This window comes from Boseongicola sp., assembly GCA_014075275.1.
Classification (GTDB): Bacteria; Pseudomonadota; Alphaproteobacteria; order Rhodobacterales; family Rhodobacteraceae.
The window spans coordinates 445,753-464,164 of the sequence record CP046179.1 but is presented as its reverse complement, the minus strand read 5'-3'; the positions used below and the strand labels follow the sequence as shown (position 1 = coordinate 464,164).

13 protein-coding genes, 1 tRNA gene and 1 pseudogene are annotated in these 18,412 nt (G+C 53.3%); 3 read left to right on the top strand and 12 right to left on the bottom strand.

Annotation, left to right across the window (positions count from 1 at the left end):
* Window positions 1-5 precede the first annotated feature (5 nt).
* Window positions 6-1,760, top strand: coding sequence for a single-stranded-DNA-specific exonuclease RecJ (gene recJ, locus GKR98_02375; protein QMU57149.1), 1,755 nt, complete (start codon window positions 6-8; stop codon window positions 1,758-1,760).
* A 163-nt stretch (window positions 1,761-1,923) separates the two neighbouring features.
* A tRNA-Glu gene (locus tag GKR98_02370) sits at window positions 1,924-1,998 on the top strand.
* A 123-nt stretch (window positions 1,999-2,121) separates the two neighbouring features.
* On the opposite strand, the gene GKR98_02365 is transcribed toward GKR98_02370, so the two are convergent.
* From GKR98_02365 to GKR98_02315, 11 genes and pseudogenes are all read right to left on the bottom strand, one after another.
* The gene (locus tag GKR98_02365; protein ID QMU57148.1) at window positions 2,122-3,705 is read right to left on the bottom strand and encodes a hypothetical protein; all 1,584 of its coding nucleotides are present in this window, start codon (window positions 3,703-3,705) and stop codon (window positions 2,122-2,124) included.
* On the bottom strand, window positions 3,669-5,042 hold the full coding sequence (gene melA / locus GKR98_02360; protein QMU57147.1) for an alpha-galactosidase: 1,374 nt from the start codon (window positions 5,040-5,042) through the stop codon (window positions 3,669-3,671). The genes GKR98_02365 and melA overlap by 37 nt, the downstream gene beginning before the upstream one ends.
* A gap of 93 nt (window positions 5,043-5,135) precedes the next feature.
* Window positions 5,136-6,749: a dipeptide ABC transporter ATP-binding protein gene (locus tag GKR98_02355; protein QMU57146.1), complete on the bottom strand. Its 1,614-nt coding sequence runs from the start codon at window positions 6,747-6,749 to the stop codon at window positions 5,136-5,138.
* On the bottom strand, window positions 6,736-7,866 hold the full coding sequence (locus GKR98_02350) for an ABC transporter permease subunit (GenBank protein QMU57145.1): 1,131 nt from the start codon (window positions 7,864-7,866) through the stop codon (window positions 6,736-6,738). The genes GKR98_02355 and GKR98_02350 overlap by 14 nt, the downstream gene beginning before the upstream one ends.
* A 1-nt stretch (window position 7,867) precedes the next feature.
* Complete coding sequence (locus tag GKR98_02345; protein QMU57144.1) at window positions 7,868-8,890, bottom strand: ABC transporter permease subunit; 1,023 nt, start codon at window positions 8,888-8,890, stop codon at window positions 7,868-7,870.
* 72 nt (window positions 8,891-8,962) lie between these two features.
* Window positions 8,963-10,969: an alpha-galactoside ABC transporter substrate-binding protein gene (locus tag GKR98_02340; protein ID QMU57143.1), complete on the bottom strand. Its 2,007-nt coding sequence runs from the start codon at window positions 10,967-10,969 to the stop codon at window positions 8,963-8,965.
* 636 nt (window positions 10,970-11,605) lie between these two features.
* Window positions 11,606-11,932, bottom strand: coding sequence for a hypothetical protein (locus tag GKR98_02335; GenBank protein QMU57142.1), 327 nt, complete (start codon window positions 11,930-11,932; stop codon window positions 11,606-11,608).
* On the bottom strand, window positions 11,926-13,173 hold the full coding sequence (locus GKR98_02330; GenBank protein ID QMU57141.1) for a tagatose-6-phosphate kinase: 1,248 nt from the start codon (window positions 13,171-13,173) through the stop codon (window positions 11,926-11,928). Before GKR98_02330 ends, GKR98_02335 begins: the two co-directional genes overlap by 7 nt.
* Entirely contained in the window at window positions 13,166-14,071 is a 906-nt protein-coding gene (locus GKR98_02325; GenBank protein QMU57140.1) for an ROK family protein, read from the bottom strand. Before GKR98_02325 ends, GKR98_02330 begins: the two co-directional genes overlap by 8 nt.
* Window positions 14,068-15,148: pseudogene (locus GKR98_02320) on the bottom strand (SIS domain-containing protein). Before GKR98_02320 ends, GKR98_02325 begins: the two are co-directional and overlap by 4 nt.
* Entirely contained in the window at window positions 15,145-15,999 is an 855-nt protein-coding gene (locus GKR98_02315; GenBank protein QMU59940.1) for a transcriptional regulator, read from the bottom strand. Before GKR98_02315 ends, GKR98_02320 begins: the two are co-directional and overlap by 4 nt.
* Before the next feature lie 147 nt (window positions 16,000-16,146).
* On the opposite strand from GKR98_02315, the gene GKR98_02310 reads away from it, so the two are divergent.
* Window positions 16,147-17,295, top strand: coding sequence for a gfo/Idh/MocA family oxidoreductase (locus GKR98_02310; GenBank protein ID QMU57139.1), 1,149 nt, complete (start codon window positions 16,147-16,149; stop codon window positions 17,293-17,295).
* Between the two features lie 71 nt (window positions 17,296-17,366).
* Here GKR98_02310 and GKR98_02305 read toward each other — a convergent pair whose 3' ends face one another.
* Window positions 17,367-18,368, bottom strand: coding sequence for a helix-turn-helix domain-containing protein (locus tag GKR98_02305; protein ID QMU57138.1), 1,002 nt, complete (start codon window positions 18,366-18,368; stop codon window positions 17,367-17,369).
* Window positions 18,369-18,412: the final 44 nt, after the last annotated feature.

Sequence of the window (18,412 nt, the reverse complement as noted above, 5' to 3'; positions counted from 1 at the left end):
TTTCGATGTCATCCAGCGAAAAAGCATTTCTGAACGTTGAAGCCTCTCTATCCGGGCGTCGTTGGACCGGGCCGGACGCCAATGCTGTTCGTCTGGCAGAGGCTATGGAACAGCAAACCGGGCTGCCAAAACCAGTGAGCCGTATTCTGGCTTCTCGTGGGGTTGCGCCCGGCGATGCCGAGCGATTTCTGGCCCCTGCCCTGCGTGACCTTTTGCCGGACCCGATGGGCCTGAAGGATATGGCAGCAGCGGCTGAACGGCTGATCGCGGCAGTAAGAAAACGCGAAAAGATCGCCGTTTTTGCCGATTATGATGTGGATGGGGGCAGTTCCGCCGCGTTAATTCTGGATTGGCTGCGGCAATTGAAACACGACGCAACGCTCTATGTACCGGACCGGATAGACGAAGGTTACGGCCCGAACCCGAAAGCAATGTCGGAACTGTCGCAGTCGCACGATCTGATCATTTGCGTCGACTGCGGCACGTTGAGTTTTGAGGCTATTGCCGCGGCCTCTGAGGCAGAGGTCGTCATTCTTGACCACCATCTGGGCGGAGAGACATTGCCGGATGCTGTGGCAGTTGTGAATCCAAACCGCCAGGACGAAAGCGGTGAGTTGGCGCATCTATGTGCCGCTGCTGTTGTATTTCTGGTGCTGGTTGAAGCAAACCGACGGTTGAAGGATGGCGGACATCAAACACCGGATTTGATGTCGATGTTGGATTTGGTGGCTTTGGCGACTGTGGCTGACGTTGCGCCGTTGGTGGGTGTCAACCGGGCTTTGGTGCGTCAGGGCCTGAAAGTCATGGCGCGACGGTCTCGCGTTGGGCTGGCAGCCCTTGCCGATGTTGCGGGGATAAACTCGCCGCCAAGCTCTTACCATCTGGGGTTTATTATCGGGCCACGAGTTAATGCCGGTGGGCGCGTTGGCCGCGCGGATATCGGGGCGCGGTGCCTGTCAGCTGTAGATCCCGACGAAGCCCGATCATTGGCGGAACGGCTGGACGAGTTGAACCGCGAGCGGCGCGAAATTGAGGATGCTGTGCGGGATGCCGCCATTGCACAGGCGGAAGAGCGCGGTCTGGATGCCCCATTGGTTTGGGCAGCGGGCAAAGACTGGCATCCTGGCATTGTCGGAATTGTTGCGGCGCGCTTGAAAGAGGCCAGCAACCGGCCGGCTGTTGTCATCGGTTTGTCGAATGGCGAAGGCAAAGGGTCCGGGCGGTCTGTATCGGGGGTGGATCTTGGACACGCCGTGCAGAAACTGACGGCTGAAGGGCTACTTCTGAAAGGGGGCGGTCATCGGATGGCCGCGGGTTTAACCGTGGCCGAGGATAAATTAGAGGCCGCGATGGATAGACTCTCTGAATTACTGGCCCAGCAAGGATCAGCCGCAAGCGGACCGCGCGATCTGAAAATCGATGCGACCCTGATGCCCGGCGCTGCGACGGTCGATCTGATCAATCAGATCGAGTCGGCAGGTCCGTTCGGCCAAGGCGCACCTGCTCCCAGATTCGCATTTCCGGATGTCGCTATCCTGCATACGCGTCAAGTCGGAACCGGCCATCTGAAGCTGACATTTGGGGATGGCTTGGGCGCACGTTTGGATGCCATCGCCTTCGGTGCCTTTGACACCGAGATGGGCACAGCAATAGTCAACCACGGAGGCGCGCGTTTTCATCTGGCCGGGCGGCTGGACGTCAACCATTGGGGTGGACGGCAGACGCCTCAGTTGCGCCTGGATGACGCGGCACCTGCATGAGGGAACAGCGTTCGAGTCAGCCTATCAAGTTTGCTCATTGTGGTCGCCCACCGGAATTATCTAACATTTGCGATGCAATTTCGCGCATTAGAACGGCTGAAAAAAACTCTAAAAAGCCTCTTGCTCTCTGCCTCTCGCTCGCCTAATTACCCGCCACGGCGCTGGCCCGTTCGTCTATCGGTTAGGACGCCAGGTTTTCAACCTGGAAAGAGGGGTTCGATTCCCCTACGGGCTACCACTTTCTAATACTACTGGTGATTAATAGACTGGCGCTGTGACGCTGGTCGTTTGCGTTGCGAACGTGAACCATTGCGACCGGTTATGATCAAGGGACCAATCCCGTTCAGATTGAGATTGCCACTTAGGTCGCTGCAATCGCCTCAAGGTACTCACGGTGGCCAATGGCTTTTGTGGAAGCTTTTCTGAATTCCGGCACCAATTCTGAAATTGTTTTCCGGGCGGCACTTCGAATACCTGCGTCGCCAGCCAAAGCTTTCTTTGAGGCCGCACGTGGCAATAGAGATAGACCGTCCATAACCGGGAGATAGAGCTGCTCTTGAACATGGGGCAGGTCTGCCGGAAACGCTGAAAAGTGAGTGCGGTCAATGGGTTCGGATTGCCAGATCGCGAGTTTTTTACGGCCCTGATCGGTGGGGCCTTTCTGAGCAACAGATTTCCAGAACGCTGTATCTTGTCGCCCGTCCGCGTAGTGCAAGTGGATAAACTGCGCAAAATCATCGACTTGCGACGCAACGGTGTGACTGTAGTTTTCGCGAATTTTTTCAGTGGCCGAATTGCCTACCAACTTCGATAAGTCGAGGCGGCACAGGATCAGCAATTGCACCAACGTTCCGTGGATCGAAGTCGCTTCCAAGGGTTCAAGAAAACTTTGCGCCAGCCCAACGGCAATGCAATTTTTGATCCATGTGCTTTCAAGCCGACCAGGATCGATTGTGATAAGGCCGCGCGACTCAACTTTGTTGCTGATTATTGACTGAAGTTCACGCGTAGCTTCGTCGGGTGATATATGTGCGTCACTGAAGACATATCCGCATCCGATCCGGTCCTGTGTTGGAATTTGCCACATCCAGCCAGCATCCATGGCTTTGGCCAAAGTGTACGGCGCAATTTCATCATTCGCGGAGTGATCCAGCCAAAATGGCATCGCTTTATTGAGCGGTAGGAAATCAGAATAGGAGTGCCAGCGCGCTCCCAACTGACCAATGATAGCTCGTCTAAACCCTGTGCAATCTATGACAAGGTCCACTGGCAACGCCTCGGCATCTTGCAAAAGGAGGTGTGTGATCTGGCCATTTTCACCATTGCGGTCAATACCTTGCACTTCCGCAAGTATGTGGTCGATTCCCTTTGCTTTGGTCGCAAGAAACCGTCCCAATCTGGCTTGATCAAAATGATAGGCGTGATGGAATGGGCTGACTGGGTGCATTGAGCCGCCCGCATTTCTAAAGAAAGGAGACTTTTTGCGCTGCATCAGCCAGGTGAAAAGATGAATGTCAGCAACTGGTTTGCCGGATGCCAACTGAGCGGTTTGGAGCCATGGCCGATGTGATCCATCGGGCGGCGGCACAAGTGCACTTGGGTCATCTATTGGGCCATAATACGTGCCCTTGTCCGCGCGCCATCCGTCGTGCTTGATACCGAACTTGATGGTCGCTCCGGTCTCGCGCAGAAACTCTTCTTCGTCGATGCCAAGATCCATGAGCACATGGCGAAAAACAGATGTAGACCCCTCGCCCACCCCGACTGTCGGTATGTTTGGTGACTCGACGACCGAAATACGCAGCGGGGATTTGGTGCTATCCGGAAAATTCCGCCTTAGGACAAGGGCTGCCAACCATCCCGCTGTGCCGCCTCCGACAACTGCTATGTGCCTGGCGGCTGGCTCCATCAGATTGCGGCAACCTTTGCAGCAGAGCGCGCCCATGAAGGCAGCCAATCACCGTGCGCTGCGCGCAACTCGTCGACCATTGACCAAATCTGTTTGAGGTCCAGTTCGGCGGCGGTGTGCGGGTCCATCATGGCCGCATGATAAATGTATTCCGGGTTTTCTGTCATCAGCGCTTCGACCACCAGCCCCTGTACGGAGACATTCGATTGCATAACGGCTGCAAGTTGAGGTGGAAGATCGCCAACGGCGGTTGGCTGAATGCCATTGCCATCGACAAGGCAGGCAACTTCGACTGCACATCCTTGGGGCAAATTCGATATGAGCCCGTTGTTGATGAGGTTTCCGTGCACAACCGAGGGCGCACCGGTCCAGATCGAGTTCACAATCTCGGACGCATATTCATGGCTTTCGATCGGCTCCCAATTTGAATTGGTTTCCAGGTCTCGGCGCTGTTCTTCCCACCGCTCGATCTGTTCAATGCATCGCTTGGGATATTCATCCAACGGAATTTGGAACTGGTCGAGAATATCTTTACGACCCTCTTTGATGAACCAAGGGACATATTCCGAGAAGTGTTCGGAGCTTTCGGTCAGAAAGTAGCCGAGCCTGTTCATCATCTCGTAGCGGACGTAATTTGGGCATCTGGGGTTGTGCGTGTTCGGTTTGGGCGCACGGCCTTCCTTATATGCGGTGCGCAATGCCGGGTACAGGTCCTGACGGCTTCCGTCGGGCATTTGACGTTCGTATTTCAGCATGAATGCTACGTGGTTGATACCTGCACATTCGTAGCGAATTTCCGATATCGGTATGTCCAAGTCTTTGGCTAGCTCCGCCGCTGTGCCCTGCACGGAATGGCAAAGTCCAACCTGTTTGATTTCGGGATATTTGCGAGCGATGGCCCAAGTGTTTATGGCCATCGGGTTCACATACTGCAACATCGTGGCGTCTGGGCAAACGTCCAAGATATCTTCGCAGATTGACCAAAGATGAGGCACCGTACGAATGCCTCGCATGATGCCGCCAATACCAAGCGTATCGGCAATTGTTTGACGCAGTCCGTATTTCTTGGGGATCTCAAAGTCGGTAATCGTGCACGGATCATAACCACCGATCTGAAATACCACGACGACGAAATGTGATCCTTCAAGAGCCGTGCGCCGGTCGGTGTGCGACGTCACTTTGGCGCCAACACCAAGTGTCGATATCATCCGCTCTGCGACTCTGACAGATTGCTCCAACCGCACAGGATTAATATCCATCAGCGAAATATGCGCATCCCTTAGTGCCGGACGCTGCAGTATGTCGCCGACTATATTCCGCATGAAAACGGTTGATCCTGCGCCAATGAATGTAACTTTTGGAGAATTTGTCATCAGCTCGTCGCCTTACTTAGTTCGAATATGCAGCCAGAATAGCGCAGCTTTTGCAAACAAGTTTCTGCACTTCGGGCCAACTACTCCTGAAAATCACGCGACAACTTTGAATGCCGCATCAACCAGCCTTTTTGTGTAAGGCGTCGAGGGAGTTTCAAGCACTTGAGCAGTCGGTCCCGCCTCGACAACTTTGCCATGCTGCATGACGATCACCTTATGGCAAAGTGCTTTAACGACTTTCAGGTCATGACTGATGAAGAGGTAACTCAGGCCGTGCTTGCGCCTTAAATCCCGCAACAGATCGATGATTTGCGCCTGAATCGAAAGATCTAAAGCGGATGTGGGTTCATCCAGCAGAATGAACTCCGGGTTCAATGCAATGGCCCGCGCAATTGCAATGCGCTGTCGTTGACCGCCAGAGAATTCATGTGGGAAGCGTTCAAGAGCTGCGTGTGGCATCTGAACATCGGTCAGTGCCTGCCTTACGATTTTATCGCGTTCCTGGCGATTTCCGATACCATTGACGATCAGACCTTCTTCCAAGATTTGCCGAACGATCATGCGCGGGTTTAGCGATGAAAACGGATCTTGAAACACAACCTGCATGCGGGTCCGGAATGGCCGAAGCGCGCGACGGTTAAGAGTTTCGATACGTGTTCCCTTAAATTCAATCTCGCCGCGCTGATACTCACCCAATCTGATCAGAGACATGGCAAACGTGGTCTTTCCCGATCCACTTTCGCCAACGACACCTAAAGTCTCGCCTTCGTTGATCAAGGCGGAGACATCGTCAACCGCGTGGAGTTCCATCCACTGCGGGTTAAAGAATCCGCCAGATTTGATATTGAAAGTAACACCCAAATTGCGACCAATGAGCACCGGTTCCGCTGTTTCGGACACTGGGTCCGGCGAACCTTTGGGCTCGCTTGCAATCAAGTGCTGTGTGTAGGGATGTTGAGGGTTCTCGAATACCTCTTTTGTGTACCCGCGTTCCACCACTTCACCGTGCCGCATGACAACAACGCGATCTGACACACGGCTAACAACTGTCAGGTCGTGAGTGATCAGGATTACGGCCATTTCATGCTTTTGTTGCAATTGCTTGAGAAGCGATAAGATCTCGGCCTGAACGGTGACATCCAGCGCTGTCGTCGGCTCGTCCGCAATCAGAAGATCGGGGTTATTTGCGAGAGCCATCGCAATCATGATCCGCTGGCGCTGGCCGCCGGACAGCTCGTGCGGGTATTGATTATATCGGGTTTCTGGTTCGGGCAGTTGTACTTCTGTGAGTAACCTGATGACTTCTTCTTTCAAGGCGGCTTTATCGATATCGCGGTGTGACTTGATGATTTCACCGACCTGATCACCGACCCGATAGACGGGATTCAGACTGGTTAAAGGCTCTTGAAAGATCATCGAAATACGTCGTCCACGCAGACTCTGCATCTCTAGTTCTGAGTATTTTGTCAGGTCCTCGCCATCGAAAGTGACCTCAGAGTCCTGGCCGACAATTGCGTTGGGTGCGAGCATGCCCATGATGGCACGCGCTGTAACTGACTTGCCCGAGCCGCTTTCACCGACCACGGCAAGAGTTTCGCGACGGTTCACGTCGTAGCTAACGTTCTTAACGGCCTCGACCATTCCAACAGCTGTTCGAAATGAAACGGCCACGTCTTTAATTGAGAGAAGTGGCTCAGTCATTTGCATATGGATCCATTGCGTCGCGCATACCGTCGCCTAAGGCGTTGAAGGCCAGCACCGACAAGACGATCATGGCGACAGGTGACAACAACCAGGGCGCAGCAGCGAGGGATTGGAAATCGCGGAAGGAATTTAGCATCACGCCCCAGGAGACAAGAGGTTGTTGTATGCCAACGCCGAGGAAAGATAGGAAACTCTCCAATAAGATAACTTCGGGAAGGACATATGTCGCCCAGACAATGATGTGGGAAGACATATTCGGAACCACGTGCCGAAGAATAATGCGTCGATCGCTTGCACCGACTGCCACTGCGGATCGAACAAATTCGACAGAGCGGATCGCGATTACTTTGCCGCGCAATTCGCGCGCGAGATCCGCCCATTTAAGTAAGACGATCACACCGGCGAACATAATGAATATCATGATGGGATCGGCTCGTCTTGGTAAGACCGCGACCAGTGCCAGATAGAGTGGCAAATCCGGAAACGACTTAACAAATTCGATTGTTCGCTGGATCAATGTATCGACGCGACCGCCGAAGTATCCGGAAGTCACGCCGACAATGGTTCCGATGATGCAGGCAGTTCCCATTACTAAAATGCCCATCAGAAGTGTGATGCGAGAGCCGTAGACAGTTCGACTAAACACATCACGGCCCAAACCGTCAGTTCCCAGAAGGTGAACAAACCCGCCGTCCTCGGCGCCTAAAAGTCGCGTGTTCAGCTTCAGTCCAAATAGATCGTAGGGATCCCCCTGGACGAAAAGTTTAAGCGGCACCTTTTTCTCGAAAGATGGTTCAAATGTTATCTCGAAGGTATTGGGATCCATTAATTCTTCGTAACCCAGAACGAAGGGAGCCGTCAGGCTTCCATCCTGGTCGAAAATACGAATTGTCTGGGGCGGGCTGTAAATTGTCGCACGATCCTTGGTTTCGATGCCGTAAGGCGCAATGAACCCTGCCATCAAAGCGGTTGCGACGATCAGAACCGTCACGATCAGACCGGCCATGCCGTATTTGTTTCGGCGAAACCTTCGGCGCACTAGCTGCCAATACGACAGCGAAACATGGCTTTCGGCTTCGGCATTCATCTCGTTTGGAGAGGAGCTTGGATGATCTGTCATGTCAGCCCCCTGCCACAGTTGCACGGCGGACGCGCGGATCGAGCAATGCCAGCACGATATCGGCAAGAAGATTGCCGATGATCAAAAGTGTCGCCACCAGAAGGAAAATTGCTGCGATCACATACATGTCGCGGTCGGTTACCGACGAAATGATCAGTGGTCCGAGCGTCGGAATGCCAAGCACAATCGCGATTTCGATTTCGCCCTTAATCATATAGTCGAAGCGTCCACCCATGTTCATGATGACCGGATGCAATGCGTTTGGCACAGCATGGCGGAACAACACTTTGCGCCGGCTCAATCCCTTTGCGCGGGCTGTTTCAATGTATTGAGCGTTCATGACGTCCAGCAAGTTGCCGCGCATCATGCGTGTCGTATAGGCTGAACCACCCCAGATAGAGATAACAAGGATGGGCCAGACATGAAGGAGCAAGTTCCAGAACTTGTCGAGGCTCATGCCTTCCTGGACTTGGTATTCGGGTGAGTAAAATGCGCCGATGTAGGGCCAATGCCAGACAAAGGCGAGGAAATACAGAAGCACCAAGGCAAGTACGAAACGCGGAATGACAATCCCGCCAAATGCGAACAGCGTCGCAAGATTATCGCCCATTCGATATTGGTTGGTTGCCGCGTAGATGCCAAGCATGACACCAAGCGACTGCCCCAGGACCAGAGTCACAACAGCCAGTCCCATCGTTCGCCAAAGCCGGAGTTCGATTACGTCTGTAACGGGCCGGTTTTGGACAAACGACTGTCCGAAATCTCCGGACAAAACGATGTTCTTCATCCAAATTAGATATTGCACTGGCAGGGGTTCATTCAGACCAAAACGCTCTCTCATGGCGTCGGCTTGCGGCTGGAGAGATGCGATATCCTGCCCGGTTTGCGCAGAAGTTCTGGCTTGCCAGCCATCTACGAAATCGCCTGGCACAGCAGTCATAATAAGAAACGTGACGATCGATATGCCGATCAAAAGCGGTATCGTGACAATGATCCGCGCAAGGATGAACCGCAAGAAGCCCAAATTACCACTCCGTCTCAGGCAAGGTGCGACCGCCCCAGAAGGGGCGGTCGCGTTCTCCGAAAAGCGCTGAGATTAATACTCTGCAATCTCTCCAGGGAGGACCTCGTCGATCTGGTCGTCTTTGGCTGTCCAAAGCCGTTCGCGGATAACGCCATCCTCTGCCCACTCATACATGAATACGGGCGTTCCAGGGTGTGCGTTTTTCACACGCTTGTTAACCAGAAGTGCTGCCGGGATCTGGATTGCGCCGATTGTATAGGCGTTTTCCGTCACGAGACGTTGCATGGTTTTTGCCAGTTCAGCCTGCTCCGCCGCATCACTGCTGGCATTAAAGGCGGCATAGGCATCAGCAAGCTCGGCTTCAAATGGCAGGCGATCGCCGCCGGCATTGAAGTGCGGGCAGTTGTCTCCCGCAGGCCATGTGCGACAGCTTTCACGCGTAGGTAAGATCACGTTCTCGCGTCTGAAGATCGCGGTGAACTGTCCACCGGTAAACAACGTGTCGGCTGTTGTCTGGTCAACGCTGCGTGGCTGAAGCGTGATACCCACTTCGGCCAACTGAGACGTCACGGCCTCGAGCTGTTTGCGGTCGGCATTTGCGTCGCCCCACAGAACAGTCGGGATCACGATGTCATCGCCACCGCCTGGCAAATTGCGTATGCCGTTGCCATCCGTGTCGGTCGCACCAACCCCATCAAGCAGACCGTTGGACAGTGCCTGATCAAAGGGATGGTAGTCAGTCGAATCCGCATCGTAATACGGCGACCCACTGGCGAAACCACCCATGTAGGGATACCCGAACGGTCCACGTGCCAAGGCCTGACTGATCGCATCGCGATCAAGTGCGTGGCTCAGAGCAAGGCGGAAGTCTTTCTCGCGGAAGAGTTTCCGCATGGCCGCATCGTTGTCATCTTCGGCGCCCGCGACATCAAAGTTCAGCGTCAAACGCCATGCCAGCACCCGAGGTCCAAAGTTGGCTTTTACCGGGCTATCAGCAGACTGAGACTGCTTGAGCGCCTCGACATAGTTACCAGGATCTTCCATGTTGGAGAAATCGCCTGTTCCCGCAACAGCCTGTGCTGTCCTGTCGCCCCAGGTCGAGAGACGGAAGGTCATCTCGTTGTAGTAGGGCAGCTGCTGACCGCTTTCGTCCACTTTAAAGTAGAATGGATTGCGTCGCAGGATCACCACTTCGTCCGGGCGGTGTACAACAGGGATCCAACCGCCAAGAACAACCGGTGGCACAATGTCGTTAGGCAGGGCCTGCGCATAGCTGTCGTATGTCGCATCGCCGTTATATTTTGGATGCTTGTCCTTCAGCACATGACTTGGTCCAGGGCAGCCCTGAATATACGCCAGGCTTTCGACGATGGTTTCAGATTGCGACGAACCGAAAGTGAATTTTACGGTGTAGTCGTCGAGCACCGAAAAGTCTGCACCGCCACCAAACGAGTCTTTGGCCATGCGAGAGGACACGTTATCGTCCTGCACATTGTCTTCAAACCAAAAGCGCACATCTTCAGCATCAAACGCATCGCCGTCTGACCACTTTACGCCCTTCATAAGATTGAGAGTCAGCTCGGTGTTGTCGCCGTTCCAGCTCCAGCTTTGAGCGAGATTGGGAAGCGGACCAGTCTGATCTGCCGCAGCCACCTGCCAACGGGGGCCCTGGCGCACAAGGCACTCCTGAACGGCCATATTGATGCCGCCCCATCCCTGGTGCTGACCAGCCATCCAGTGCCATCCCTCTGGACGACCACCGATCACGTGACGAAAAACACCGCCGTATTCGCCCATGCCGTCAACCATGGCACCGGTTTTGAATACCACAGGTTCTTCTGGCAGACGCTCTTCAACGGGAGGCAGCTTTCCTGCCTCTACCAGAGCTGACAACATCGGCGCTTCTGAGTAGTTATCCAGCGCACGATGGGTATAGATATCTGACCTTTGAATTAGATCATATTGCAGCCCTGACAAACTTGTCTCGGGCGGCATTGGGTCTGCGACAGCCATGCTGCCAGCAGACACAAGTGCAGTTGTAAGTCCGAACGTAAAATTCGGACGTTTCCGAAGTTTCATAGAGTCCTCCCTTTATTTTTATCAAAGATATGCTGGGCTAAAAGTCCGATGGTGTCTTTATGTGATATGATAAAATACTTCCGGAAAATCACACAAATGCAAAAAATAATCTCTGTTTAGATGATAACGATGCGACTCGCAAAAAAATATAGAATCATGAAGTAACTCCGAGGCGTTGGTGAATTCTGCGATCCACAGCCACTACTTTCTCGAGAACTTCTAAGAAATTGACTTCGTGGGCGCGCATGCCCGGCGGGAAGGAATGACTAAAAAGCACAAGACTCACGCCCCCGCGGAGCTAGATTCATTGATGGTCGATGCCAACGGAGCTTCTCTAAGGGATTGGTCGTAATATCAAAGAAATTTGATTTTTAGCAGCCAACACAGCAGGCGTCGAACAGATTGTGTTACTGCAATCGCACCATTGAGATGGACGTCGTGCCGCGCTCAATGACGGGCTGAGGACCATCGGCTTTCCAACTTTGGTGATTGAGTGCCCAACAGACCGGCAGCTCTTCGTGTGCTGCCTTGGGCAAGCTTCAGACGCTGATTATTTGCCTTCCGGGTCGCACGAAAATTCTTCCGGAAAAACACATTATTCCCGGAATCATTTTGATCCATGCATGGCGGCTTCGCTCAGTTGGACGCTGGCACCTCCATCGGTCTGAAATTGCAGTCGAAAACTAGCGAGCCTAATCCAGCATCGGATGGATGCTGGGATGGTGTCCCAAAAAACGCCTGCGATGTGTCGGTGCACATTGCATCGGTAAGTGACATGGGCAGACGTTCGTGTTGAACAGAATTGACCAGCGCTTTCGCTTCGTCGATGGGCTCCAGAGCAAGTGTCTCGTTCATATTTATCGGCATAGCATCCGACGCCACAAAAGTTGGTCTGAGACCGGCAAGCACGGTGACACCAATCATCCGTCGGTCCATACGGTGGTGATCGACGCCACTCAACATTGCTGGTCAACGAAGTATGGCAAGAGCGCTTCTTGAACATGGGCAATTAACACCGCCCTACCCCAAGGGAACGGTAGGTTTGTCGCGCGCTCGATCGTCTTGCGCGGAAGGTATTGCTCCAAAAGAGATTGCGGAGGCGATTTACTCTCCAGAAAGTCGTGCAATACTTCAACGGCTTTGTAGGCTTCGGGCTTGGCCCAATAGTAGCGGACCCTGTCCGCCAGGCCGAAATGCCAAAGAAGCTGAGAGTCATCGCTGTAGTGTTTCTTCCAGGCCGAGGGGTCGCTTGCCATTAACTTTGACATCACCTCTGGAAGTTCGGCCTCGTGCCCAAGCCAGTTTGAAATATGGGAAAGAGCATAAGCGGCTTCGCGCCACGCGTAAGTAAGCGCGGGCCCTACTTTCAGAATGCCAAAATTGCGTCGCGCCAGTTCTGGGTAAACTTCTGTGCGTTGATAGTCCGTCGAATGCGCTTCGAAACAGAGGCTTGGATGGTCATCAAGAACAGAACTCAGACGATCAGGTCCGGCAATATCAAAGTGATCAACGCGCTCTGCTCCGAATTCCAGGCCCGGTTGAACGACCAAGGCACGCACATTATCGAACGCCTCACCTGCGCCTGCTGCTACAAACGCGTCTTCATGTGCCGCCAATGTGGCCGCAGCACTTTCCGGCGAAGTTGGCACGACAATGCCTTCGTCGTCAGTCCGCGCACCGCCCGGCGGTGGGACTTCGGTGCCTATGACATATGAGAGCCGATCAGGATGAGGTGCATAAGCCTGAGCGACAAGTGCCAGCATAGCGGCGCGTTTGGACGCCGTGACGTCATCCACTTGAGCGGGTTCGCCGGCACATCCTTCCGAACAATCGAGATGAATTTTTGAGAATCCTGCGTCGGCGTAAGCCATAATCATCTCGCTGGCCTGCGCCATTGCCTTTGACGCTGGCATGGCTTTCCAGACTTGCGGGCCAAGATGATCACCCCCCAGAATAATCCGGTCCGGGTTACATTTTAGGACGTTCGCCTGTTGTCGAACGTCCGCAACGAATTGATATGGGCTTAGGCCGGTGTATCCGCCCAAGTGATTGACTTGATTGGAAGTTGCTTCGATCAGAAGCGGGCGATCCAGATTTTCCGCCAGCATCATTGATGCCGCCAGGACATCTGCGTGCGCTGAGCAAACTGACGGAATAGCTGGGCCGCGCCTTGCGCGAACATCGTGGATGATTGCATCAAGCACGGCTCATCCTTCCTGCGTATAGAGCGGCGCCACGCGCTCCGGATTCATTTCCAAAACGCGAGATTGCAATTTTTGGGAGTGGAAGAGACCCCAATACATGTGGGGCCAACGCGCTCCGTGCCCGAATAACAAAATCCGGCATCTGAGACACACCGCCACCAAGGACAATGATGTTAGGGGCAAGCATCAGATAGAGAACCTGCAAGGCTTCCGCGACAACTTCGAACCAGATGGAAAGAACCTCCTCAGATGAGGGATCGTCGATTATTTGGCTATGCGAGATGTCCCGGCCAAGAATATGACGTCCTAAGGCAGACAGACCTGCCGACGACAGATAGGCCTCGTAGCATCCAGTTCGCCCGCACCCACACTTTAACCCCGGCAATTCATGGAAAGCTGCCAATTGTGCCGATATGCCGATATGCCCAATTTCGACTGAATCGCCGCCATGTCGAAACGCAGATTTTCCCCCAACCCAATGCCCGGCACCCAAGCCAGTGCCGAATGTCAGACCAACAACCGAGCGCGCTCCTTGACCTGCACCACCTTGTGCTTCTGACAAGGCGAATGCAGCGCAATCATTCATGACCGGGACCGGCACTCCAACTCGTTGAGTAAGATCGCGAACAACCGTTTGACCGGTTGCAGGAGTGTTGGCTGCAAAACTTTCGCCGGTTTCGGAGTCAATGAGACCTGCAAGTGCCAACCCAATCGGCAGGTCACTTTGATCTGCTTGAATTCTCAACCACTCTACTGCTTCGGCGATATGCTCAATAAGCGCCGGGTAGCTTTCTTTGGGTGTCTCCCATCGCCTTGAAACACCCGGCAAGAAACCTTCCCCTGTGAAGATGCGGGCCTTTATCGCTGTACCCCCTACATCTATGCCCCCCAGTATCATGGCAATTCGTACATTCGGACACCGGACACTACACGACTGAGGGCATGCCCCTGAAATGGGTCATCGACTGGTAAACCCAGTTCGGCCGACCATCGAGCCGCGATCACTTGTGCGGGCAAAACGCACAGCAGCGCGGAAAGTGCAGGATCACCATCTACATAAAACGGAATATCGCCGCCAAACCCAATGGTTGTTACTGTGATATCCGTAAATTGTTGTCTTAGCTCGATCGCGATATCGAGGTCATACTGTCGTGTGTGCGGGTCGGGATGCAATAATACAAAAACCTGGGTGTTCCGTGTAACTGCGGATTTGGGGCCATGTCGAAACCCCAAAGAGCTGTCCCACAAAGTCAATGTTTTCCCAGCAGTGAGCTCCAGAACTTTCAACGCAGCTTCGCGGGCAGCCACGTTCATTGCGCCGCAGCCAAGAAAGACTGCGCGTTCTGGTCTCGGAAACTCGTTAAGAATTTGATTTGCAAGAATATCTTCAGCCACATTGGACATTTGCATCATTGTCGTGCGCGCATCTATTCGACCAAGAGCCGCCAAGGCGGAAAGCACCATCGTCGAAAAGCTGGACGTCATCGCGAAACCAGCGTCGTGCGTCGCCTCAGGCAAGATCAGATTTTTTATTTCGCTCGTTGGGTTGCAGGTGACATGCAAGCGCTCCATTCGCGTTGCATGTCACCTGCAACCGGTCGATATCGGGCCGGTGCGTATCAAGGATATCGAGCATGCCAACCGTTTCTGAGCTGTCGCCCGAACGGCCGAATTGAATATTGAGAATGCGTCCCTGACGAGAAAGCCAGGAACTAGGTTCGGCAACAAAATCAGTAGTGGGAACAGATATGCAGCGGCGGTTTGCGAAGGCGCCCGCACTTAGAATATCGCCTATGAAAGCGGAAGTGCCAGCACCAGAAAACCAAATCTCTTCTATCCGACGGTCGTCAATCCACGCGGAAATGTCTAAGGCTTGCACTTCGAGTTCCGACGCCCAGTTCGCCCATACTTGCGGCTGTTGGTGTATCTCGCGCCAAGTCGCCGTCTCTTTGAGGTCTGCGTTGGTGGTCTTCATTGGCTTGCCGAAAGAGCTGGTTTTACAAGAACAACATTTGCACCCGACTGCCGCAATTCCGAAGTTATTTGACTTGTTTCAGCAAGGTCAGTGATGAGGCAGTCAAGTGCATCAAACTTACAGACCTTGTGCAGACGAGCCTCTCCAAACTTGCTTTGATCCATCAATCCGTTAACGCGCCGCGCAGATCCCATCAGAGCGCGAGTCACAACAGCCTCATCCTCGTCGAAAGTGCTTAATCCAGAGCCAGGATCTGCGCAGTCTGCACCCATGACGAAGGTATCAAAATGAAACTCTGACAGGGATTGCGGGATCAACTGGCCTGTTAGACTGCGGGCTTCAGATCGAATGCGACCGCCTGTCAGCAAAACGTCATGCTGTCCTTGATCCATCAATATTTGAGCCACCATGAGACTTGCCGTCATTATGGTCTTACCTGGGCTGTTACATAATGCACGGGCGAAGATCTCGGCCGTCGAGCCGCTATCGATCAACAGATGTCGGTCCGATGAAACCCGTTGAGCAGCTGCGTCTGCGATCGCCATTTTCTGCGCAACGTTCACCAACCGTCGGTCCTGATGCAATGGCTCTACTGCAGAAAGGCCTCGTCTGTCGCGTGCGTGCGCAAGCGCAAGATCAATTCGAAACTCGGAGGTGCCGCGATAGCCAAAAGCCTGACAGAACCGAATAAGTGTGGGTTCAGAAGCATCGAGACGCTCGCAAGTCTCGCTATTGCTTCCGCGAATAAACGCCTCCGGGTCATTCAGAACTGAGGCGGCGATACCGCGAAATTTCCGCGTCCCTTCACTTAGAACAGACTCAAGCTGGGCGATTAAGTCATGCTCATCCACCGTTTCTTTTAGCTTTGGTGTCAAAAAACCCCCCGATTCTGAGTAAAATGACTATTACACTGTCATTTTTTCTGTTCAACTAAATTAATTATCTGATTTTGTGAGTTCCAGAAAAGTTAGATGCTGAAGACGAAGGGGAATACTCGAATGAAAGTTGGGATAATCGGGCTTGGCGCACGGATTGCGACATTGGCACCAAGATTTTGCCGGGCTGACCCCGAGTTGGAGTTTTCCGCGATTGCTGACCCAAGTCCTGACCGGCTTCAAGTTCTTCAGGAACTTGGGCAGTCGCCAAAAGTTTACCGGTCGGCTGAGGATATGCTTGAGGCAGAACGACTGGACATGCTGATGGTGGGGTCGGTCAACAATCAGCACCTTGACCACCTTCGGCTCGCGCTTGAAACGAGCATTCCACACATATTCGTCGAAAAACCTTTGGTTATTTCGATGTCCGATACTCTTGAACTGGCGCGACTCGCTGCCACCAACAACGGTCGTGATCGACTTATTGTGGGGCTCGTCCTGCGTTATTCTCCGCTCTATAGATTACTGCGATCTGCTCAGTCCGATGGTCATCTTGGCGAGATAATGTCCATTGAAGCAAGTGAGCACATCGCCCCTTACCACGGTTCATTCTTTGTCCGAGATTGGCGTCGTGACAGCAGGATCTCTGGTGGCTTCATGCTTGAAAAATGTTGTCATGATCTGGATCTCTATCAAGGCGTAATGGGGTGCCGCCCCGTCAAAATTTCAAGTTTTGGAGGGCGGAAAAAATTCGTTCCTGAAAACAGACCCGATAAGGCTCCGGATTATGTATCAGAGATGTCGCCGCGATGGGGTGGAATCGAAGATGCCTTTAGCGGCCAAGGAGATATCGTCGACTATCAATGCTCGCTTGTTCGGTACGAGAATGGCGCGACGATGGCCTTTCATACAAATCTGAATGTGCCTGACGAGTTTCGGCGGTTTGCCGTCATCGGTACGAATGGCATGGCAGAAGGTGACTTCATCAGGGACTATTTTCGTGTCACAGACGCAGATAGCGGCTCGCGGCTTGTCGACATACCCAAAGTCGCCGAAGGCTCGAACAAAGATCACTATGGCGCAGACGCTGCAATGGTAGAGGACGTTCTCAGCTTCGTTAAAGGCGACGCGTCGGGACTGCCTCTTAACTTTGTCGATGCGTTAGAAGCCGGTGTTTGTGCTCTTTCCATGGACCGGGCCAACGCTCTTGGCGAGGTAGTCGATCTGACAGAGTTTTGGACGCAGTTTGATGAAGCGTTGGGATCGGTTTGAGTTGGGACTCCACGATCGAACCACACGTAAATCTATTTGGGATTTGCCGTCAGTACTGTTTCAAAGCCATTTCAGATGATTTGACTGCCCAAAGGGTCTGGGCGCGAATTGATCCTGCGATCTTCCAATGGACGAACTCCAAATTGCTCGCGGTAGCGGTTTGAAAAATGTGCGGTGGTGGAAAATCCTGTCACTTCTGCGATGGAAGCGACGGACATCGCAGACTTTGTCGTTAGATCTCGAGCAAGGTTCAGACGCAATTGACGATAATACGCCATGACCGTCGCTCCTAAATTGTCCCTAAACAGGCGATTGAGCTGGCGTGTCGTAATTCCGGCCATAAGAGCCAGTTGAGTCAGCGTCAGCGGATCTGCCATGTGATCTTCCATTGCTGCCACTGCGTCGATGACGTGCGCGGGCTGATGGCCAATTCTTTCCGCAATGCCTGACCTTTGGGGCGCGGCTGCGGCTCTGATGTCGGTGTGCAGGAACCAATCACTAACCTGTCTAGCAAGGTCTGCGCCATAATGCCCGGCAATCAATGCGTGCTGCATATCTAGTGCTGCTGTGCCCCCGCCGCATGTAACTCTGTCCCGATCTATGACGTAAAGGCGACGCTCGACCAACGCATCTGGATATGTGGCGATCAACTCTGGGGCATGCTCCCAATGAACTGTCATGCGCCGATCCTTCATGAGGCCGGCTTTTGCCAGAATCACAGGTCCACCTGAGACACCGCCGACAAGCGCGCCCCGTCGAGCGGAACGACGCAACCATTCAAGGGTGTTTTCCTCTCGAAATGCGAAAGGATCGCCCCCGGCGATCACAAAATTTAAATCAACAGAGTCCATTATGTGAGTATCAGGATAACAGGCAATCTGCGCTGCACCGGAACTGGAAACCAGCGCATCCGGAGCGACATGAAATATTTCGAAAAGTTTTCTCCTGGCAAGCAAATTAGCGGCGCGCAACGGTTCGACTACACAAGCATAGGACATCAGGGCAAATCCACTAATTGGCAGGACCGCCACTCGAATTGGTTCGCCTGTGGGTGATTTTTTCTGCAATTTCATGTCTATTTTAGGCATATCCTGACTTACCAATTTCGCGTTAACTT